Raw genomic sequence first — 19,434 nt, 5'->3', positions numbered from 1 at the left:
GGCAGGGACCGCCGGTCGAGGCATCCCGCCCCACGTAGACTGAACTCCCGTGGCTCTCACCATCGGAATCGTCGGACTGCCCAACGTCGGCAAGTCCACCCTCTTCAACGCCCTGACCAAGAATCAGGTTCTCGCGGCGAACTACCCGTTCGCGACGATCGAGCCGAACATCGGGGTCGTGAATCTGCCCGACCCGCGCCTGGAGAAGCTCGCCGAGGTCTTCGGCTCGGAGCGGATCCTGCCCGCCGCCGTCTCGTTCGTCGACATCGCGGGCATCGTGCGCGGCGCATCGGAGGGCGAGGGCCTCGGCAACAAGTTCCTCGCCAACATCCGCGAGGCCGACGCCATCGCGCAGGTCGTGCGCGGCTTCTCCGACGACGACGTCGTGCACGTCGAGGGCACCGTCGACCCGAAGAACGACATGGAGACCATCAACGCCGAACTGCAGCTCGCCGACCTCGAGACGCTCGAGAAGGCGATCACGCGGTACGAGAAGGAGGTCAAGGGCAAGAAGCTCGATCCCTCGGTGCTCGCGGCGGCCGTCGAGGCCCGCGAGGCGCTCCAGCGCGGTGAGCTGCTGTCGGCCTCGGACGTCGACCTGTCGCCGATCCGCGAGCTCGGCCTCCTGACCGCGAAGCCGTTCATCTTCGTCTTCAACGTCGACGAGGCCGTGCTGACCGACGAGGCGCGCCGCGCGGCGCTCGCAGCGCTCGTCGCGCCGGCCAAGGCCGTCTTCCTCGACGCGAAGATCGAGTCGGAGCTCATCGACCTCGACCCCGAGGACGCCGCAGAGCTGCTCGCGTCGACGGGTCAGGATGAGTCGGGTCTCGACCAGCTCGCGCGCATCGGCTTCGACACGCTCGGCCTCCAGACCTATCTCACGGCAGGGCCGAAGGAAGCCCGCGCCTGGACGATCGGCAAGGGCTGGAAGGCGCCGCAGGCCGCAGGCGTCATCCACACCGACTTCGAGAAGGGCTTCATCAAGGCCGAGGTCATCTCGTTCGACGACCTGGTCGCGACCGGCTCGGTCGTCGAGGCGCGGGCCAAGGGCAAGGCGCGTCTCGAGGGCAAGGACTACGTCATGCAGGACGGCGACGTCGTGGAGTTCCGCTTCAACGTCTGAGTCTCCGCCTGCGGCGCGCACCCGCCGCGCGGGCTTCGCCCACTCGCGGGCGCGCCGGCTCATCGAAATCCCCGAATCCGAGAGGACCTCCCTCATGACCGAGATCCAGACCTTCGAGCCCGACGGGCGCGCCATCCCGTTCGTGGAGGAGGGCGACGGCCCGGTCAAGCTGGTGCTGGTCCCGGAGCGCGGCCAGGACGCCCTGGGCGTGGTCGGCCATTACCTCGCCGAGGAGGCGGGCTTCCACGTCGTGCGGGTCGGCTACCGCGCCGGATCGGGTGGCCGCCTGGCCGCCGCCGAGCACGCCGACGACGTCATCGCGGTCATGGACCACCTGGGCCTCGACCACTCGTGGATCGGCGGCCACGGCTTCGGCGGCACGGTCGCTCGGGCGGCCGTCGCGGCACACCACGAGCGCGCGAACGGGCTGCTCCTGCTCGGCGTCGAGGACGAGGACATCCCGCTCGCGCCGGTGATCCCGGTGCTCATCGTGCAGGGCTCGGCCGACGACGTCACCGTCCCGGCCATCGGCGAGCAGCTGCAGACCACGGCGCCCGAGCGCGCCAGCGTGAAGACGCTCGACGGCGAGGGCCACTTCTTCCCGTCAACGAAGCCGATCGAGACGGCCGTCATCATCGAGGAGTACCTCGACTGGGACTGACGCTCCGTCGTCAGCGGCCCTGCCGCTTCTTGTAGGGCTTGGGCTGCCCCTTCACCGCGGGCGCGCGCCCCTTGCCCTTCGACGCCTTGGCCTTGCCGCCTGCCCGCACCGCCGGCTTCGCGGCGGGCGCGGGCTCGGCGGCGATCCGGGCGCGCGCCTCGTCGAGCAGCAGCGTGCCGGCGGGCGTCAGCGTCCAGCCGGACTTGCTGCGCGTGAAGAGCGGATGCCCCACCTCGGCCTCGAGCTTGTCGATGGACGAGTGCAGCGAGGCGAGCGGCACGCCCAGCTTCTCGGCGGCGCGCGGCACGTGGGCTCCGGCGTCGACGACGGCGACGAATCGCTGGAGCAGGGTGATGTTCACGTGAGCCTTCCGGAGCGCGGATCTGCGCACGTTCAGGCTATCGGCACCCTCGGGAGAGAGGGGACGGATGCCGCGGCCGGCGCGGGCCGCGGCATCCGTCGTCCTACGCCCCGGCGATCCAGACGGTCGTCTCACCCGCCAGGATGCGCTCGTCGCGGTGCCTGCTCGACAGCGAGATCGGCGGCCCGTCCGGCAGCTCGAACGGCTCCGTGCCGAAGTTGGTGAACACGGTCCACCCGTTGCTCCGGCGGAATGCGAGCACGTCGTCGCGGCCCGTCTCGACCCAGGTCAGCGACTCGTCGGTCTGCAGCAGGCGGCGCATCGCCAGCGCCGCGCGGTAGAGCGCGAGCGAGGACGTCGAGTCGTCGTGCTGGACCGAGACCGCGTAGTCGGCGAACCAGGCCGGCTGCGGCAGGTGGGCGCCGCCGGTGCCGAAGCCGAAGGACGGCCCGTCCGCCGACCAGGGCAGGGGCACGCGGCATCCGTCACGTCCGATGTCCTCGCCCGGGCTGCGGAAGAACGTCGGGTCCTGTCGATCCGCCTCGGGGATCGCCGCCACCTCGTGCAGGCCGAGCTCCTCGCCCTGATAGATGTAGGCCGAGCCCGGCAGGGCGAGCACGAACAGGGCGGCGGCGCGGGCACGACGGCTTCCCCGCTCCCTGTCGAGAGCGGGCTGCGTCCCCCCTGACAGCAGCCACTCGTTGCCGTGCTTTCGCGTGGGTCGGCCGGCGGAGTCGCGCTCGGCATCGGGGAGCCCGTAGCGCGTGGCGTGGCGCACGACGTCGTGGTTCGACAGCACCCACGTCGTCGACGAGCCCGACGTCGCGGCGAGCTCGAGGTTGTCGCCCACGATGCGGCGGAACTGGCCCGCGTCGAAGTCGGCTTCGAGCAGGTCGAAGTTGAACGCCTGCCCGAGGCTCTCGGCGCGGGCGTACAGCGGGATGCGCGAGGGCTCGACCCACGCCTCGGCCACCGCGGTGCGCGGCGGGTCGTACGAGTCGAACACGGCGCGCCACTCGGCGTACACCTCGTGCACGTCGTCGCGGTCGATCATCGGGTGGTTCCCGTCGCGGGGCATCGCGTCGAGCTCGGCCTGCGAGGGCAGCGGGTCGACGAAGTCCTTCGTGAGCATATGGGCCACGTCGATGCGGAAGCCGTCGACGCCGCGATCGGACCAGAACCGCAGGGTCTTCACGAAGTCGGCGCGCACCTCGGGATTCGACCAGTCGAGGTCGGGCTGCTCGACGGCGAAGTTGTGGAAGTACCACTGCCCGTCGTCGACGCGCTGCCACGCCGATCCGCCGAACACGGACACCCAGTCGGCGGGAGGCTCCGAGCCGTCGGGGCCGGTACCGTCGCGGAAGATGTACCTCGCGCGCGCGGCTGAGCCGCGGCCCGCCGTCAGCGCTTCCTGGAACCAGGCGTGCTGGTCGGAGGTGTGGTTCGGCACGATGTCGACGATCACCTTGATCCCCGCCGCGTGGAGCGCGGCGAGCAGGTCGTCGAAGTCGTCGAGAGTGCCCAGCCGCGGGTCGACGTTGCGGTAGTCGGCCACGTCGTAGCCGCCGTCGGCGAGCGCCGACGGGTAGAACGGGCTCAGCCAGATGGCGTCGATGCCCAGCTCCTTCAGATACGGCACGCGTGAGGTCACGCCCCGGATGTCGCCGATGCCGTCGCCGTCGGCATCCGCGAAGCTGCGCGGATACACCTGGTAGACCACGGCCTGTCGCCACCAGGCGGGCATCTCGAGGTCGTTGAGCTGGGCGGTGAGGGGTGCGGAGTGCGCGGTCGTCACGGGGACGCGGTTCCTTTCGGTGGGTTCGTTGGAGTGAGGGGATGCCGCGGCCTCAGCCTTTGACGGCTCCCTGGGTGACGCCTTCCACGACCCATCGCTGGGTGAAGAGGTAGACGACGATCGCGGGTGCCATCGCCATGAGATACGAGGCGAAGGACACGTTGTAGTTGTTGCTGAACTGGGTCTGGAAGATGTTCTGCACCACCGGCAGGGTCTGCGACGCGGGGTCGGAGATGATGAGCGACGGCATCATGAAGTCGTTCCACGAGGCCAGGAACGCGAAGATGCCGACCGTCGCGCTCATCGGTGCGAGGAGCGGGAAGATGAGCTGCCAGAACGTCTGCCACGTCGACGCGCCGTCGATCCGCGCGCTCTCCTCCAGTTCGGCGGGGATGGAGCGGAGGAAAGCGGTGAAGAGCAGGATGCTGAAGCTCAGCTGGAACATGATCTTGAGGATCACGACTCCGATCGGGTTGTCGAGCCCGGCGAGCCCCGTCAGCTGGATCTGGGGGAGCGCCACCACCGGGAACGGCAGGAACATCGCCGCGAGCAGGTAGTAGAACGAGTACCGGAACAGCTTGTGATCCCAATTGCGCGAGATCGCGAACGACGCGAGCGACGCCAGCAGGATCGTGCCGGCGACGGTGAAGACCGTGATGAACAGCGAGATCATGAACGCGCGGGGGAAGTTGGTCAGCTCCCACGCCGTGACGAAGCCCTCGACGCTCCACGGTGCGGGCAGCGAGAACGCGTTGCCGTCGACCGCCTGCCCCTGCGTCTTGAACGCCATCGTCACCGTGACGTAGAGCGGGATGAGAACCGTGATGGCGCACAGGGCCAGCACGATCGTGCCGGACCAGTTCACGCGCTCCATCGCGAAACGCGAACGGGAGCGGGCGGGCTTGCGGGGGGCGTCGCCGTCGAGCACGCGCTCGGCGGTCATGTCCTCGGCAGCGAGGGCGGGCTGCGTGGTCATCAGAACACGTTCCTTCCGCGAGTCAGGCGAAGTTGGAGGAGCGACAGCGTGATGGCGATCAGGAAGAAGATCGTCGCGTTGGCCATCTGGTAGGCGTAGTCGCCGCCGGAGAAGCCGGTGAAGATCGTCATCGCGATGCTGCGGGTCGCCGTCCCCGGGCCGCCGTTGGTGAGGCCGACGATGATGTCGTAGGCGTTGAGGAAGTCCTTGAAGCCGATGATGACGTTGATCACGACGTATCCGGCGACCAGCGGAAGGGTGATGCGCCACAGCTGCTGCAGCTTCCCCGCGCCGTCGATCGAGGCTGCTTCGTACACGTCGCCGGGGATCGCGAGGAGGCCGGCGATGTAGATGAGCAGGGTGCCCGGGATCGCCTGCCACGCGGTGACGATGACGATCGCGACCCACGCGAGGTCGGGGTTGGCCAGGATGCTCTCGCTCATCCAGCCGATTCCCCAGGCCTGCCCGAGCGCGGGCACCGAGTTCGAGAACAGGAAGTTGAAGACGTAGGCGATGATGATGCCCGAGATCACCATCGGGATGACGAAGATCGTCCGCAGGCCCGTCTTCAGGCGCACCCGGGAGACGAGTCCGACGGCGAGCAGGAACGCCAGCACGTTGACGACGATCACCGTGACGAAGGCGAACCAGAACGTGAACAGGTAGCTCTGCAGGATCGCCGGATCGGTGAACACCGCGAGGTAGTTGACGAGGCCGATGAACTCCCAGTCCCCGAAGCCGATGGAGTTGGTGAAGCTGAAGAAGATGCCGATGACCGCGGGGATCGTGATCGCCAGGGTGAACAGGATGAGCGAGGGAAGGAGGAAGGCGTAGTAGATGCCCTCCACCTTGCGGCGTCGCTGCGGGGCGGGCTCTTCCGCCCGGCGACTGTCGGTCTGCGACTCCGTGACGGCCGCGGTGGTCGTTGCCATGAATGCGTTCCCTTCGTCTCGCGCTATTGGCGCAGCGCCAGTCGGGCCCAGTCGGCGTCGAGCGTGCGCAGGGTGCTCTCGACGTCGGCTCCGGTCACGATGCCCTGCATGTAGTTGTCGGTGGGGATGGTCAGCGGGATCGCCTTCGAGGCGCCCTGGTAGAACTTCGCGGCGTCGTAGTACTCCTTCATGCCGACGATGCGCTCGTCGCTGACGGGCGCGGAGTCGGTCGTGGTGCCGTAGCCGAGGAAGGCTGCGTTGTACTCGTCCATCACGTCCTTCTGGAACAGGTAGCTGAGGAAGTCGCGCGCACCCTCCTTCTGGTCGGATGCCTCGGGGATCCATGCCGCGAGGTCGATGTTCACCCGCACCCTCAAGTCGTCGGGGTCGTCCGTCATCGGCAGCGGGAATGTGCCGAGGTCGAGGTCGGGGTTCGTCTTGTCGATCTCGCCGAACGCCCATGGACCCTGGAGGTACATCGCCGCCTCCTCTTTGGCGAAGGCGAGGTTGCCGTCGCCGTACGCGCGGCTCGCGGCATCCGCGTTCGTATAGTTCTTCACCAGCTCGGTCATCTGCTCGACCGGCGCGGCGAGCGTCTTCTCGAACGACACCGGGGAGTCCGGCCCGACCTCCGTGCCCAGCTCGTTCAGCTGCGCGTAGAAGTCGGCCACATCGATCTGGCCGCCGACGGCGTAGTCGAACCAGCCCTGTCCGACGGTCCACGGGTCTTTGAAGGTGCCGTAGATCGGCGTGATCCCGGCGGTCTTCAGGGCCTCGCACACCTCGATGAGCTCGTCCCACGTGGTGGGCACCTCGAGATCCTGCTCCTCGAAGATGCGCTTGTTGTAGATGACGGATGCCGCCATCACCGAATACGGCAGGACGCTCGTGCGTCCCGGGTAGGTCGCGTACTGATCGACGAGATCCTGCACCTCGGGGAGGATGCGCTCGGCTTCGGCCATGTCGCTCAGGTCGCTGAGCGCCCCGCGCTCCATGAAGCGGGCCATCTCCATGTTGTAGTTCAGCAGGCCGAGGTCGGGCGGATCACCGCGCAGGAACCCCGCCTGGAGGTTCGAGGAGGTGTCGAAGACCACGACCACCTCGTCCTGACTGGCGTTGTACTCCTTGATGAGATCGCGGAAGTAGGGGATCGCCTCGGGCTTGCTCAGGTGGAATCTCACCTCGGCGGGTCCGGACGATGCGCCGGCGCACGCGGCCAGGGCGGAGCCCGTCAGGGCGAGGACGGCAGCCGCGGCTGCGGCGCGACGGAGAACGGATGACACAGGCACGTCGTTGTCCCTTTCCGATGATCGCTGGGGCGATCTTTGTTTCGGAGAGTAGATTTAGCTAGCAAATCAACTCCGGTTAATCCAAGATTGCAGGAGAACCAGCGAAAGGTCAATGGTCTTGTCTCAGCCGCCGCTCAGTGCCTCCCGCCTCCGCCGGGCCAGCCTCGACGCTGTGCTCGGCTTCGCGTGGGACACCGACGTCTTCACCGTCTCCGACGTGCTCGAGGCGGTCGGGCTCACGCGTTCGACGGCGATCGACGTGCTCGAAGAGCTCGTGGGGCGGGGTCTGCTCGTCGAGCTGCCGAACGCCCGCGCGGTGGGGGAGTACAGCAAGGGACGGCCGGCGCGACGTTTCGCCTTCCGGCCGGACGCCGCGCTCGTCGTCGGCGTGGACGCCGGACGCGCGAGCCTCACGGTGACGCTGGCAGACCTGCGGGGTGACTCCGTCGCGGTGCGGCGTCTGGGAGTCGACCGAGAGCATGATTCCGGCGAGGAGCGACGGCAGGCCACGGCCGCACTCGTCGACGCGGCTCTGACAGAGTCGGGCTTCTCGCGTCCCGACGTCGCGGCGCTGTGCATCGGCGTGCCCGCGCCCGTGAGCGCCCGCGGTGAGTCGCCCGCGCATCGCGACGGGTTCTGGCGGCGGATGAACCCGGAGTTCGCCGAGCTCTTCGGCGCGTGGGCTCCGCTCGTCCGCGTCGAGAACGACGCGTCGCTGGCGGCGGTGGCCGAGCGCGCCGTCGGCGCGGCGGTCGGGTGCGACGACTTCGTCGCACTGATGGCGGGGGAGCGGCTCGGAGCCGGCGTCTGGGTCGACGGACGTCTGCTGCGGGGCGCGCACGGCGGTGCGGCCGAGATGGTGGCCTTCGATCACGTGAACGGCGTCGAGGGCGCGTGGGGTCTCGGGCACCGGGCGGCGTCGCTGGCTCGCACGGCGCAGGCAGAGGGGACGTTGCCCGCGGCGAGCGCGCTCCGCGCGATGGACCCGGCTCAGATCGACGGCAAGGCCGTGCTCGGACTGGCGGAGCGGGGCGATCCCGGTGCCCTCGACATCGCGCGTCAGGTCGGCGAGACGCTGGCCGTGATCGCCGGCGTGCTCGGAAGCCTCTTCGACTCGACTCGGATCATCGTGTCGGGGGCGGTGGCCGACGGAGCGGGGCCGGTGATCGACGCGGCCGTGCGGGCGCTGCCTCAGGAACTCGACCTGCCGGTGCCCGAGATCGTCGCATCGACCCTGGGCGGCGACATCGTCTCGGTGGGGGCGGTGCGCGCGGCGGTCGAAGCCGCGCGCGCCGGCGCCCTGGACCTGCCGGCGTTCGCGGCGGCCGGCTGACGCGGCCTGTCTACGCCGGGCGAGCGAGCTCGAGCAGACGCGCCCGGCCGGGCGCGATGTTCTGCTTGAGGCGCTCCCTGGCTTCGACCACCGCCGGATCGGCGGCGCGATCGGCGGGGATGCGCACCGGATTGAGGGGGGTCTCGTTCGCCCACGCCCGCAGGTCGGGTTCGCTCGTCATCGCCAGCGACGCCTCGCCGCCGATGACCTGCATGGCCGCCCAGTCGGCGGGCGTGTTCGAGAAGGGCGATGGACGGCAGACTCGGTTCTTCTCGGTGTCGTCGTCGCGCGTCGCCTCGACGTGGCCGACGATGGCCGCGCCGAAGCACGGGAACCCGACGCGCACGGGCTGCGGGGTGATGGCGTCCGGCGACCAGATGGGGCGCAGTCCGGGGTACTTCAACCCCTCGGCGGCGCAGTGCACGACGAGCGTGTCGGACGGCACGCGCACATCGCCGTCGGCGAAGCGCAGGCGGCCGGGTGCGACTGAGCGCACGTGCCCCCGGCGCACGGCGTCGTCTATGGTGCGGACGAGGGCGAGCTCCCATGCGGCCAGGGTCGGGGTCTTCGCCATGGTCGGCAGCACCGTCGGGTCGATGCGCAGCATGATGCCGGCGTCCTCGAGCCGAAGGAACACGTCGTCGGGGCTGGTCGCCGCCGCTGCAGCGGCCATCGTGTCGGCCGCCATCGCGAGGAAGATGGCCGGGTCGGGCTGGACGAACGCGCGGTTGAGCATCCACGGATCGCGTGGTCGCACCCAGGTGATCGCGTTCGGATCGACGCCCTGCTGCAGCAGCCACACGCACGTGTCCGTCCCGGTCTTGCCGGCGCCGACGACGACGTAGTGCCGGGGCGCCCGGTCGAGGCGCACCAGCTCGTTCACCGTGACGACCTGCGCCGCCTCCTCGACCGCGAACGGCGGAGGAGTGAGGAACGGGATGTCGGGCGCCAGGTACCGGGCATCCACGAGGCGCGCGCGAGGGGCGTGGAACCGTGTGCCGCTCAGCAGCGAGGCGAAGCGGCGCTCGCCCAGGTACTCGCTGCGGCCGTGGAACTCGACCCGGCCGGTGGCGGTCAGTCGCGAGAGCACGCGGTCGTAGTACGCGCACACCTCGTTCGCAGTCGCGCGCTCGTGCAGCCCGCGCTCGGGGCCGTTCGCCTGCAGTCGTCCTTCGCCCAGCAGGGTCGAGGCGACGCCGTAGAACGCGGACGCCTGGTGCAGGCGCACGAAGCCATACGCATCGAGCCAATGGCCGCCCGCACCGTGTCGACGGTCGACGATCGCGACGGAGGCATCCTCGTCGGCGGCGACGAGGGCGTCGACGAACGCCATCCCCATCGCCCCGGCGCCGACGACGAGGTAGTCGACGCCGACGATCGACTCCATGCGCCCATGAGAGCAGGCGGCGCCGGGCGCGTCAATGGAGTGAGTGGTCGCGGTCCCGGCCGCGCGCCGCTGATGCGGTCAGAGCGAGACGTCCGCCTCGATGAGCTCGGCGAGGTCCTCGACCGCGTTCGGCGGCAGCGAGACGCCTGCCGCCTCCAGCCGGCGCCCGAGGAGCCGGCTGACGTCGTCGGCCACCCGGCCGTGACGGATGTCGTCCTCCAGCTCGGCGACGACGTGATCGATCGCCTCGGCGAGCTGGTCGTCGGGCGCGACGTGGAGGTGCGCGCGGTGGAGAGTCATGCGCACACTCTTGTACGGTCGGCGCTCGAGCGCACCCCCTTGACGTGAGCGAGGATCTTCCTCGCGGGTGCCACGTCGGGTCGTCCGCGTCTCACTCGCCGAATCGCGCGACGATGCGGATCACGGTGGGCAGGCCGCGCGATGTGGCGCGCCGTCCGGTCAGTCGCTCGAGCACCGGGGTCGCGTGGCCTTCGCCATCGACGTCGTTGCGCACGACGGCCCACCCCGGCCCGGTGTCGACGACGGAGCAGTGGTGCTCGCTCGTGAGGGCGACGATCTCGGGCGACCGGACGTCGATCGGACCGCCGCCGTGCAGGGTGAACTCCATTCGGCGCGCGTCGGGCGTCGAGCCGTGCGCGTCGACGACCGTGATCAGCTCCGCAAGGCCGATCCACCGGATGTCGCGCTCGACGCCGGAGCGGACGCCGATCGCCTCTTCCGCGAGTTCGACCACCCGGGCGGGCTCGTCGGACTCGAACACGATGGTGCCGTTGCTCTGGAAGGTCCGTGCGCCGGGGCATCCCGCGTCGGCGAATCCGGCCAGGATGTCGGCGGTCGACGGGTGACCGCGCTGACCCTGGTTGACGTTCCGCATGAAGGCCACGCACCGCATGCTCCGAGGGTACGAGGGGGCGCGGACACGTCGCGGCGGCCGCGATCGGTTCAGGGCGTGCCGGCGCCGTCGCCCGGCGGCTCGGCCACGTCGAGGACCGCCTCGGCGAACGCGTGCGGGGACTCCGCCGGCAGATGGTGGCCGGCACCCGGAATCTGCCGATGCTCACGCAGACCGGTGAAGAAGCGGTCGTGCTGGGAGCCGTCGGTCGCCGGGAAGTTCCCGTCGGCCGTACCGTCGAGGGTGATCGTGGGCACCGAGATCGGCGGGAGCGCCGTGAGCCGTCGTTCGAGCTCCTCGTGCTCGGGGACGCCTGCCGCGAGTCCCAGGCGGTGCCGGTACGAGTGGATGACGACGTCGACGTAGTCGGGGTTCTCGAAGGCCGCAGCCGTGCGATCGAGCGTCGCGGCGTCGAACGTCCAGGCGGGAGAGTTGCGCCGCCAGATGACGTCCGCGATGCCGCGTGCGTCGCGCGAGAGGCCGGTGCGACCACGCTCGGTCGCAAAGTACCAGAAGTACCAGAACCCGGCTTCTCGATCGGGAGCCAGAGGGATGCCGGCGGCCGCGATGTCCTGGATCAGGTAGCCGTTCACCGATACCAGGCCGCCCACTCGCTCGGGCCACAGTGCGGCGACCACGCACGCCGCGCGTGCGCCCCAGTCATAGCCCGCGAGGATCGGCTCGTGCAGCGCGAGCGCGTCGAGGAAGGCGAGGAGATCCGCGCCGAGCGCTGCCTGCTGACCTGAGCGCGCCGCACTGCCGTCGCGGAACCTCGTCGGTCCGTGGCCGCGCAGGTGGGGGACGAGAACGCGGAAGCCGGCCTCCGTCAGCAGCGGGACGACGTCGACAAAGCTGTGGATGTCGTACGGGAATCCGTGCAGCAGCACGACCGGTTCGCCGTTCGGGTCGCCCGCGTCGATGAAGGCGACGGTGAGGTCACCCGCGTCGACGGTGCGGAGCGGAGTGGTGAATGTCGTGGGCATGGGTGCTCCTCGGCTGGGGCGGCGCCCCGGCGATCGAATCGTCTGCCGGGGCGCCGCCGTTCCATCACGCGGCGGCCGAGAGGCTCGCCACGTAGGCCCTGCCGGCGTCCGCGATCGTGGCGGCCACCGCCGCGGGGTGTGACACGGAGATCGCGTGCGAGGCGCCGGCGATCTCGGTGGTGCCCCGCGATCCGGCGCGCTCTGCGCCGGCGCGCAGCACCGCCGCCGGAATGTTGAGGTCCTGGTCGCCGAAGACGTGCCAGGACGGGATGTCGCGCCAGGCCGGACGACTCGTCGGGAGACCCTCCGACAGCGCGGCCTCGGTCACAGGGCGCTGCGTCGCACCCATGAGCTCCGCGATCTCCGGGGAGACGTCAGCGGCGAACTGGTGCGGGAACACGTCGGGGCGGATCGTGAACTCGACGCCGCCGGTCGAGACCGGGTGCGCGTCGAGGGCATCGCCGAGGGTGCTGCCCGGGGCGCTCGTCGACAGGCTGAAGGCGCTGTCGCCGGTGTCGGGCACGAAGGCGGAGGCGTAGACGAGGCCGACCACGGCATCGTTTCCGGAGGCGGCCTCGGTGATGACGAGGCCGCCGTACGAGTGGCCGACCAGGACGATCGGCCCGTCGATCGAGGCGAGGACGTCGCGGACGTAGGCGGCGTCACCGGCCAGGCTGCGCAGTGGATTGGCGACGGCGACTGCTCGCACGTCGTGCTGCTGCAGCTGGGCGATGACGCCGTTCCATGAGGACGACTCGGCGAACGCACCGTGGACGAGGACGATGGTGGGCTTCTGAGCGGACATGTCGGTTTCCTTTCGACGATGGGATGTCACCGTGCTGCGAGCTATGACCGAACGCGGCCGGAGGATGTGACCGCACCGACGGATGTCGCCTCGGCTGTCACATCTCGGCGGGGCATCCGGTCGTAGCTGGAAACGCGCGGGCGTACGCTGAGCGCGGCGACGGGAGCGGAAGCGCCATGAGCGACAGCACACGACACGCAGAAGGCCCCGACGACATCGCGCACGCGGTCGTCGTCTTCGACGAGCACCGTCGACGCGTCTTCGGCATCGCCTATCGGATGCTCGGAACGGTCGCCGACGCCGAAGACATCGTGCAGGAGACCTGGATCCGCTGGCAGAACGCCGATCGCTCCGACATCCGCGAACCCGGTGCGTTCCTCGCGACAGTCGCGACGCGACTCTCGATCAACGCGACGCAGTCCGCGCACGCGCGTCGCGAGACGTACATCGGGCCGTGGCTGCCCGAGCCCGTGAACACGGACGCCGACCCGGCCCTCGGAGCCGAGCGCGGCGAGGCCCTGCAGTTCGCGATCCTCCTGATGCTGGAGAGGCTGACCCCGACAGAGCGCGCCGCGTACATCCTGCGCGAGGCCCTTGACTACCCGTACGACCGCATCGGCCAGATCATCGGCGCCACGGTCGCGAGCGCGCGCCAGCTCGTGAGCCGCGCCCGCAAGCACCTCGAGTCAGCGCGCCGCGCCGAGGTCGCCGCCGCCGAGCAGCGACGCCTGCTCCAGGCCTTCCTCGCCGCCGCCCAGAAGGGGGACGTGAGCGATCTCGAGAAGCTGTTCGCCGAGGACGTCGTGAGCACGACCGACGGCAACGGCGTCAAGCTCGCCGCCCGGATCCCGGTCGCCGGCCGCAGCCGCGTCGCGAAGTTCATCGCCGCCTTCTCGAGCCACTTCTGGGTCGGGAAGCGGATCGACTGGGTCGAGCTCAATGGTCAGCCGGCGGCGACGATCTCCGAGGGCGGGATCGTCACGACCGTCGCCATGATCACGGCGGCGGATGACGGCATCCGTCAGATCCACTGGATCATGAGCCCGGACAAGCTCCGGCACGTCTCCCGGGCCGGGGCGTGAGCGGGTGGCCCTGCGCGTCGTGGTCGCATCGCTCCCCGCGGAGCTCGCCTCCTCGCGCCGCGCAGCACGAACGCGTGGTCCGTGCGCTGGTCGCCGCTGCCGAAGCCCGCGATGAACGCGGACTGTGCCGGATGCTGCACCCCGGCATCCGGCTCACCGTCGACGGCGGCGGCATCGTGGGGGCGCCGAGCTCGCCGCTCGAAGGCCGATCGGCGGCCTCGGCGTATCTCGCGGAGGCGCTGTCCGCTCCGGCGGCACTCCGTGTGCAGGCGGTGAACGGCGCGGCCGGAGTCGTTCGTTGCGCCGACGGTCGTGTCACGGGGGTCCTCGGCCTCCGCTCTCGTGGCCGCCTCGTCGTCGAAGCATGGCTCGTGGTCAACCCCGACAAGCTGACGCGCTGGCGCTGCTGATCGGCCGTCACAGATCCGGTGCGGACGCGGTCAGAGATGGTGAGCGCGGCTCGTCGCGCTTCTGAACGAAAGGCTCATCATGGCAAAGATCGTCGTCATCGGAGGCTCCGGGCTCATCGGCGCGAAGGTCGTCTCGAAGCTGACCGAGCACGGGCACGAAGCCCTCTCCGCCTCGCCGCAGTCGGGCGTGGACACGCTCACCGGCGAAGGGCTGGCCGACGCACTGCAGGGGGCCGACGTCGTCGTCGACGTGTCGAACTCGCCATCCTTCGCGCCGGACGACGTGATGTCGTTCTTCACGACCTCGACACGCAACATCGTCGCCGGCGCGCGGGAGGCGGGTGTCGGGCACTACGTCGCGCTGACCGTCGTCGGCACCGATCGCCCCAACACGATCGCATACTTCGCGGCGAAGGCGGCTCAGGAAGAGCTCATCCGCGCGTCCGGCATTCCCTACACGCTGGTGCACGCGACGCAGTTCTTCGAGTTCATCGGCGGGATCGCCGCGGTGTCGGCGAACGGCGACGCGCTGCGGCTGCCCGGCAACCTCGTGCAGCCGATAGCAGCGGAGGACGTCGCGACCGCTGTCGCCCGCACGGCCGTCGGCGCACCTCTGAACGCGGACGTCGAGATCGCCGGCCCCGAGATCATGGGCCTGGACGAGATGGTGCGACGCGGGCTCGCCTTCCGGAAGGATCTCCGCGAGGTCGTGACCGATCCGGAGGCCGAGTACTTCGGTGCGAGGATGCAGGAGCGCACGCTCATGCCCGTGGACGGCGTGCAGGTGTTCGCGACGACTCTCGACGAGTGGCTGCCGGCCAACCCGCCGCGCAGCTGATCAGGACCCACGAGGCAGCGGGGCTGCGCAGGGGTGCTGTGCGTGCCGTCCTCTCGGGTGTATCGTTCGGCTGTCCGCGACGCAGACTCTGCGGCGCGGGTGACCGGCGGACGACACTGGGGAGTGCGACATGGTCACCAAGCTGCCGTCATCCGGGGCGATGCCGGAGGGCCAGGAGGCCGGGTGCGACACATCCGGTCTGATCCTCGTGCACAGGATCTTCCGCTGGCTCTACAGCGAGCTGCCGAAGCTCATCCGCGAGGTGCGGCCCGGTGACACCGCCCGTGCGGTGATCGTCGGGCGCTACGCGCACCTCGACTTCTTCGCGCTGCACATGCACCACGAGACCGAGGACCTCGCGCTGTGGGATCGGCTGACGTCGCGCGACCCGGCGTGCGCGGTGCACGTCGAGCAGATGAAGGCGCAGCACGCCGAGGTGGCCCGGCAGCTGGCGATCGTCGAGCCGCAGCTGCAGCCCTGGGTCGCGTCGGCCGACCCGCAGCTCGGCGAGGCTTTCGCCCGCGACATCGACGCGCTGCGTGAGACGCTCACCGCGCACCTCCGGCAGGAAGAGGCGACCATCATGCCCGTCGCGGGCGCCGTGCTCTCACAGCAGGAGTGGGACTGGATGGAGGAGCACACGCGGTCGGAGCTCGCCGCGCACCGCAAGGAGTTGGGCAAGGACATCATGGCCCTCCAGGCGGGCCTTCTGATCGCGAGCGTGCCCGAGGACGAGCGCGAGGAGTGGATGCGCGCGAACATCCCGGTGCCGCTGCGCGTGCTGTACCAGCTGCTGCTGAAGCGGCAGTACGACCGCGCGATGCGCGACCTCTACCCTGACCGTCCTGTTCCCGCGATGGTGTGACGACCATGTGGCGGCGCGTGGTGCTCGACGTGCTCCTGCCCCACCCTCCGGCGCGCGTCCACCCGCTCCTGGCCGATCCGGCCCGCTGGCCCGACTTCGCGCCGGCGGTCGCCTTCCGCCAGCGCATCGGCGACGGCCCGCCCGACGTCGGGAGCCGCTGGTGGGCGGTCGACCGCATCGGCCCGTTCCGCGTGCGGTTCGCCGACGTGCTCGAGAGCATCGAGCCGGGGGAGCGCGTCGTATGGCACTCGACCTCGCCGTGGAACTCGCGCGTCGAGTACCTGTGCGTGCCCGAGGGCGGCGGCACACGCGTGCACGCGCGCTACGAAGGCGACATCGCGGGCTGGCTGCAGCTGACCGCGCTCCTGCCGGACTTCGCCTGGAAGTGGGTCCTGATGCGCGACTTCCACGGCATCACCCGCCTGCTCGATGCGGAGGACCGGGGGATGGGGACGGTGGTGACGGACGAGAGCAGCGCGGGGCGCGGCATCCGCTCACCCTCTTCTGAACTCACCGCAGACAGGGTGTCGCGCCCGCGGTAGCGACCGCCTTCCGATGGCGCAACCCCCATGCGACTCTGTTCCACCTTCGTTAGACATGGCACATGAAGGCGCTGATCTATGCGGGGAGCGAGTTTCTCACGAGCGATGCGATCGCGGACGCCCTCCTCGAGTACGGAGCCGCGCTCGCCGAAGGGCGCACGGGGGCCACGGTCGAGATCCCGGTCGTCGACGCGGCGGGTACGGTGACGACCGCGGTGTTCCTGGTGGGGCCGGCCAGCCAGATCGTCGCCCGCCAGGTGGACACGCATCTCGCCGAGCCGGACCGTCTCGAAGTCGTCGAGCGCCTCGAGGCGCTGACCCGGCGTCTGCATCCGACCGCGCGCGCCGACACCGAGACGCCTCCGGACATGGACTGGAGCTGGGAGAGCTGAGTGCCCTACGGCTCGGGTCGCGCTTCGGGATGGATCTCATTCCCGTCGGGGTCCCACAGTGATCCGCCGGCCACCTCGGGGGCGTCGTCGGGGATCGGGATGATGGCGAGCGATACGCCCGGCGTGAGCATGAGGTGAGCCCATCGCGGCGCGCCTTCGCCGTCGTTGACCGTGATCCACGCCACCCCGCCGGATGCGAGCCCGGCCTCGATCTCGGCGCGGAGCGACTCGAGATCACGGCCGCCGACGCTGTAGTGCTCGCCACCGTAGATGATGTCAATTCTCTTCATCGTGCATCTCCAGCGAGCTCTCGGCGGGTTCCGGCACGAGGTAGAGGCCTGCCGGCGAATTGGCGGTGTACACCAGCGCCTCGATCCAGGCCATGTTGATCGTCGGCTTGCGACTCCCGTAGTACTTGTACACGAGCGTGCACCGCGGGTGCACCCACACGGTGGTCCGGCCGTTGCCGATGCTCGTATCGTCCTTCCAGGTGAAGTGGAACGGCTCGCCACGGCGCAGCTTCGTGCCGATGACGAGTTGAAGATGCGCCAGCGTTCGGTCGTCGAAATCGACCTTGACCGAGCCGTCGTAGATGAACTTTCCCATCGTCAGCCTCCGCGACGGCCCCGGATCGGGGCGATCACGGGGGCGGGGCCGCCGACACCACTGTCGTCGCAGGCGGGACCCGAGCCAACTCCCTTGACACCCGCAGACCGCGCGGCTAGCGAGCAGAGCGCCGAGTCCAGCGGAAGGAGAGCGGGGCGCGGTGCGGGATCGGGACCGGCTTCGAATCGCTGCCGACCGTCGACGACAGGCGCCGGGTGCCCGCGACGAGCACGGCCTCCAGAGAGGGGAAGGTCTCGACGCCGGCTCCGCGCCACACCCATACCGCCTCGTACTCGCCGCCGGCAAGCCGCTCGATGTAGGCGAGCAGGGTGCCGTCCTCGTCGCCGCCCAGTCGGACCCGCGACCGGTCGCACAGCCGCCAGGCGCCGTCCCCCATGGGCACGAGCTCCAGATGGTGAACCGGTGCAGCCTCGATCGTCATGGGTCCGCTCCTTCGTCGGGTCCGCTCCTTCATCGCAGGCATCATGCGGGCGGTGTCGGCGAAGGAGCGAGGGGGTTGACTTCCGCGCACGCACTGTCTACCCGCTTGGCCTCAAACTGTCTTCCCGTCAAGCGCGTGCCTCGGTCCTCTGTGCCGCGCTAGACAGGAAGCATGCCCCGCTCCGATGACATCGAGATCCGCGACATCCGCCCCGACGACGCCGGTGAGACGCTGACGCTGCAGCGCGCAGCCTTCGTGCAGGAGGCGCTGATCTACGACAGCGTGCAGATGCCGCCGCTCACGCAGACCCTCGACGAGCTGCGCGCAGAACTCGTCGAGAACCTCGGGTGCGTCGCCGTCGACCACGGGAGGCTGGTGGGCGCCGTGCGTGCGCAGGCGGACGGCGAACTCCTGCTGGTCGGTCGCCTGGCGATCGCGCCGGACCGTCAGGGTGAGGGACTCGGATCGCGGCTGCTCGAGGCCGTCGAAGAGCGGGGACGGGCGAGCGGATGCCGCGAGGCCGAGCTCTTCACCGGATCGCTCAGCGAGGCCAACCTGCGGCTGTACGAGCGGTGCGGCTATCGCGAGACCACGCGGGTGGAGGAGGACGACGGCATCGAGCAGGTCTTCCTGCGCAAGCCGCTCGGCTGACCGGGGGATCCCGGTCGCGCGTGCCGCGGTGTCGGGACCCGGTGCCAGGATGGGCTCATGCCGGAGTCTCCTGAGGTGCAGGCACTCGCCGAGTTCCTCGACGAGCGTGTGCGCGGTCGCACGGTATCCGAGGTCGACATCCTCGAGTTCCGCACCGTCAAGACCCGCCAGAACCCGCCGTCCACCCTGGTGGGACGAGCCCTCGGCGGCGCCGAGAGGCACGGCAAGCACGTCGCGCTCGCCGTGGGCGACGACACCCGTCTGGTGGTGTCGCTGGGGCGCCACGGGTGGGTGCGGTGGCGTGATTCCGAGTCGGGGGAGCTGCCGGTCGACGCCCCGCCTGCGCTCGCCGAGGTCGCGCTCGACGATGGATCGGTGATGCAGGTGACCGATGCCGGCACCTGGGTGTCGCTCGGCCTGTTCGTCGTCGACGATCCGCTCGCGGTGCCGGCGATCGCCAAGCTCGGTCCGGATCCCGCCGACGCGTCGTATTCGCAGAACGACTTCGAGGTCGCGCTCGGCGGACGCCGCAAGCAGGTGAAGGCGATCCTCCAGGAGCAGGAGTCGATCGCGGGCATCGGCAACGCCTACTCCGATGAGATCCTGCACCTGGCGAAGGTGTCGCCCGTCGTTCACGCGGCGGCGCTCGACGACGACGCCCGCTCCCGCCTCTGCACCGCGACGATCGAGACGGTGCGCGGCGCGATCGACGCCCGGCGCGGCATCCCGATCGATCTCCTCAAGGCGGCCAAGGTCGCTGCGATGCGCGTACACGGCCGGGCCGGAGAGGCGTGCCCGGTATGCGGCGACACCGTCCGCGATTTTTCGTTCGCCAGCACGACCGCGCAGTACTGCCCGACGTGCCAGACCGGTGGCGAGGTGCTCTGACCGGTCATGCGGCCGGCTCGGCGTCACCGCGGGTAGCATGGCGGAATGACTTCTTCGCAGCAGCCCACCCCGACGCTCCAGCCCGTCGCCGAGGAGAAGAACCTCCTCACCGTCGTCGAGTCCGCAGGGTCGTGCTGCGGTGGCGGCAGCTGCAGCACCG

At 70.0% G+C, this 19,434-nt stretch carries 24 protein-coding genes; 11 read left to right on the top strand and 13 right to left on the bottom strand.

The genetic code is table 11. The features are described 5' to 3' along the window. Positions 1-49 precede the first annotated feature (49 nt). Together ychF and H9622_RS15200 are read left to right on the top strand one after the other, a co-directional pair. Complete coding sequence (ychF, locus tag H9622_RS15205) at positions 50-1,123, top strand: redox-regulated ATPase YchF (protein WP_191767267.1); 1,074 nt, start codon at positions 50-52, stop codon at positions 1,121-1,123. A gap of 94 nt (positions 1,124-1,217) precedes the next feature. After that, positions 1,218-1,784, top strand: coding sequence for an alpha/beta fold hydrolase (locus H9622_RS15200; RefSeq protein ID WP_191767266.1), 567 nt, complete (start codon positions 1,218-1,220; stop codon positions 1,782-1,784). A gap of 10 nt (positions 1,785-1,794) precedes the next feature. Here the strand turns inward: H9622_RS15200 and H9622_RS15195 are convergent, their stop codons facing one another. The 5 genes from H9622_RS15195 to H9622_RS15175 all read right to left on the bottom strand — a co-directional run bounded on the left by H9622_RS15195 (position 1,795) and on the right by H9622_RS15175 (position 7,137). Next, on the bottom strand, positions 1,795-2,145 hold the full coding sequence (locus tag H9622_RS15195; protein ID WP_191767265.1) for a LysR family transcriptional regulator: 351 nt from the start codon (positions 2,143-2,145) through the stop codon (positions 1,795-1,797). 103 nt (positions 2,146-2,248) lie between these two features. Continuing rightward, positions 2,249-3,889: a glycoside hydrolase family 13 protein gene (locus H9622_RS15190; RefSeq protein WP_191767328.1), complete on the bottom strand. Its 1,641-nt coding sequence runs from the start codon at positions 3,887-3,889 to the stop codon at positions 2,249-2,251. 103 nt (positions 3,890-3,992) lie between these two features. After that, entirely contained in the window at positions 3,993-4,814 is an 822-nt protein-coding gene (locus tag H9622_RS15185) for a carbohydrate ABC transporter permease (RefSeq protein ID WP_225222200.1), read from the bottom strand. A gap of 101 nt (positions 4,815-4,915) precedes the next feature. Beyond that, complete coding sequence (locus H9622_RS15180; protein ID WP_191767263.1) at positions 4,916-5,848, bottom strand: carbohydrate ABC transporter permease; 933 nt, start codon at positions 5,846-5,848, stop codon at positions 4,916-4,918. A gap of 23 nt (positions 5,849-5,871) precedes the next feature. Beyond that, complete coding sequence (locus H9622_RS15175) at positions 5,872-7,137, bottom strand: ABC transporter substrate-binding protein (RefSeq protein WP_191767262.1); 1,266 nt, start codon at positions 7,135-7,137, stop codon at positions 5,872-5,874. A 112-nt stretch (positions 7,138-7,249) separates the two neighbouring features. On the opposite strand from H9622_RS15175, the gene H9622_RS15170 reads away from it, so the two are divergent. After that, positions 7,250-8,470 (top strand): ROK family protein, encoded by a 1,221-nt coding sequence (locus H9622_RS15170; protein WP_191767261.1) that lies wholly within the window; start codon positions 7,250-7,252, stop codon positions 8,468-8,470. Between the two features lie 10 nt (positions 8,471-8,480). Here the strand turns inward: H9622_RS15170 and H9622_RS15165 are convergent, their stop codons facing one another. From H9622_RS15165 to H9622_RS15145, 5 genes are all read right to left on the bottom strand, one after another. After that, the gene (locus tag H9622_RS15165; RefSeq protein ID WP_191767260.1) at positions 8,481-9,857 is read right to left on the bottom strand and encodes a pyridine nucleotide-disulfide oxidoreductase; all 1,377 of its coding nucleotides are present in this window, start codon (positions 9,855-9,857) and stop codon (positions 8,481-8,483) included. 78 nt (positions 9,858-9,935) lie between these two features. Continuing rightward, on the bottom strand, positions 9,936-10,157 hold the full coding sequence (locus H9622_RS15160; RefSeq protein WP_191767259.1) for a hypothetical protein: 222 nt from the start codon (positions 10,155-10,157) through the stop codon (positions 9,936-9,938). A gap of 91 nt (positions 10,158-10,248) precedes the next feature. Beyond that, a complete protein-coding gene (locus tag H9622_RS15155; protein WP_191767258.1) occupies positions 10,249-10,761 on the bottom strand; it encodes a DUF1697 domain-containing protein in 513 nt (170 codons plus the stop codon). Between the two features lie 59 nt (positions 10,762-10,820). Beyond that, positions 10,821-11,753 carry an alpha/beta fold hydrolase gene (locus H9622_RS15150; RefSeq protein WP_191767257.1) on the bottom strand — a complete coding sequence of 311 codons (933 nt, stop codon included), beginning with the start codon at positions 11,751-11,753 and terminating at the stop codon, positions 10,821-10,823. A 64-nt stretch (positions 11,754-11,817) separates the two neighbouring features. Next, positions 11,818-12,558, bottom strand: coding sequence for an alpha/beta fold hydrolase (locus tag H9622_RS15145; RefSeq protein WP_191767256.1), 741 nt, complete (start codon positions 12,556-12,558; stop codon positions 11,818-11,820). Positions 12,559-12,734: 176 nt separating this feature from the next. Here H9622_RS15145 and H9622_RS15140 point away from each other — a divergent pair, with 176 nt between their 5' ends. The 6 genes from H9622_RS15140 to H9622_RS15115 all read left to right on the top strand — a co-directional run bounded on the left by H9622_RS15140 (position 12,735) and on the right by H9622_RS15115 (position 16,687). After that, entirely contained in the window at positions 12,735-13,640 is a 906-nt protein-coding gene (locus H9622_RS15140; protein ID WP_191767255.1) for an RNA polymerase sigma-70 factor, read from the top strand. A gap of 74 nt (positions 13,641-13,714) precedes the next feature. Further along, positions 13,715-14,050, top strand: a complete 336-nt coding sequence (locus tag H9622_RS15135) for a sigma-70 family RNA polymerase sigma factor family protein (RefSeq protein WP_191767254.1) — start codon at positions 13,715-13,717, stop codon at positions 14,048-14,050. A 79-nt stretch (positions 14,051-14,129) separates the two neighbouring features. Next, the gene (locus H9622_RS15130; RefSeq protein ID WP_191767253.1) at positions 14,130-14,888 is read left to right on the top strand and encodes an SDR family oxidoreductase; all 759 of its coding nucleotides are present in this window, start codon (positions 14,130-14,132) and stop codon (positions 14,886-14,888) included. A 130-nt stretch (positions 14,889-15,018) separates the two neighbouring features. Then, entirely contained in the window at positions 15,019-15,753 is a 735-nt protein-coding gene (locus H9622_RS15125) for a hemerythrin domain-containing protein (RefSeq protein WP_191767252.1), read from the top strand. Positions 15,754-15,758: 5 nt separating this feature from the next. Further along, entirely contained in the window at positions 15,759-16,295 is a 537-nt protein-coding gene (locus H9622_RS15120) for an SRPBCC family protein (RefSeq protein ID WP_225222197.1), read from the top strand. A gap of 62 nt (positions 16,296-16,357) precedes the next feature. Next, a complete protein-coding gene (locus tag H9622_RS15115; RefSeq protein ID WP_191767250.1) occupies positions 16,358-16,687 on the top strand; it encodes a hypothetical protein in 330 nt (109 codons plus the stop codon). 5 nt (positions 16,688-16,692) lie between these two features. On the opposite strand, the gene H9622_RS15110 is transcribed toward H9622_RS15115, so the two are convergent. The 3 genes from H9622_RS15110 to H9622_RS15100 form a co-directional block, all read right to left on the bottom strand. Further along, a complete protein-coding gene (locus tag H9622_RS15110; protein ID WP_191767249.1) occupies positions 16,693-16,977 on the bottom strand; it encodes a hypothetical protein in 285 nt (94 codons plus the stop codon). Beyond that, entirely contained in the window at positions 16,964-17,293 is a 330-nt protein-coding gene (locus H9622_RS15105) for a DUF7882 family protein (RefSeq protein WP_191767248.1), read from the bottom strand. Before H9622_RS15105 ends, H9622_RS15110 begins: the two co-directional genes overlap by 14 nt. A 115-nt stretch (positions 17,294-17,408) precedes the next feature. Further along, positions 17,409-17,735 carry a hypothetical protein gene (locus H9622_RS15100; RefSeq protein ID WP_191767247.1) on the bottom strand — a complete coding sequence of 109 codons (327 nt, stop codon included), beginning with the start codon at positions 17,733-17,735 and terminating at the stop codon, positions 17,409-17,411. A gap of 171 nt (positions 17,736-17,906) precedes the next feature. Between H9622_RS15100 and H9622_RS15095 the strand changes: the two genes are divergently transcribed. Both H9622_RS15095 and H9622_RS15090 read left to right on the top strand, forming a co-directional pair. Further along, positions 17,907-18,386: a GNAT family N-acetyltransferase gene (locus tag H9622_RS15095; protein WP_191767246.1), complete on the top strand. Its 480-nt coding sequence runs from the start codon at positions 17,907-17,909 to the stop codon at positions 18,384-18,386. Positions 18,387-18,443: 57 nt separating this feature from the next. Beyond that, positions 18,444-19,274, top strand: coding sequence for a DNA-formamidopyrimidine glycosylase family protein (locus H9622_RS15090; RefSeq protein WP_191767245.1), 831 nt, complete (start codon positions 18,444-18,446; stop codon positions 19,272-19,274). The last annotated feature ends 160 nt before the right edge of the window (positions 19,275-19,434 follow it).

Source organism: Microbacterium gallinarum (genome assembly GCF_014837165.1).
Lineage (GTDB): Bacteria > Actinomycetota > Actinomycetes > Actinomycetales > Microbacteriaceae > Microbacterium > Microbacterium gallinarum.
This window is presented reverse-complemented; position numbering and strand designations above follow the sequence as displayed.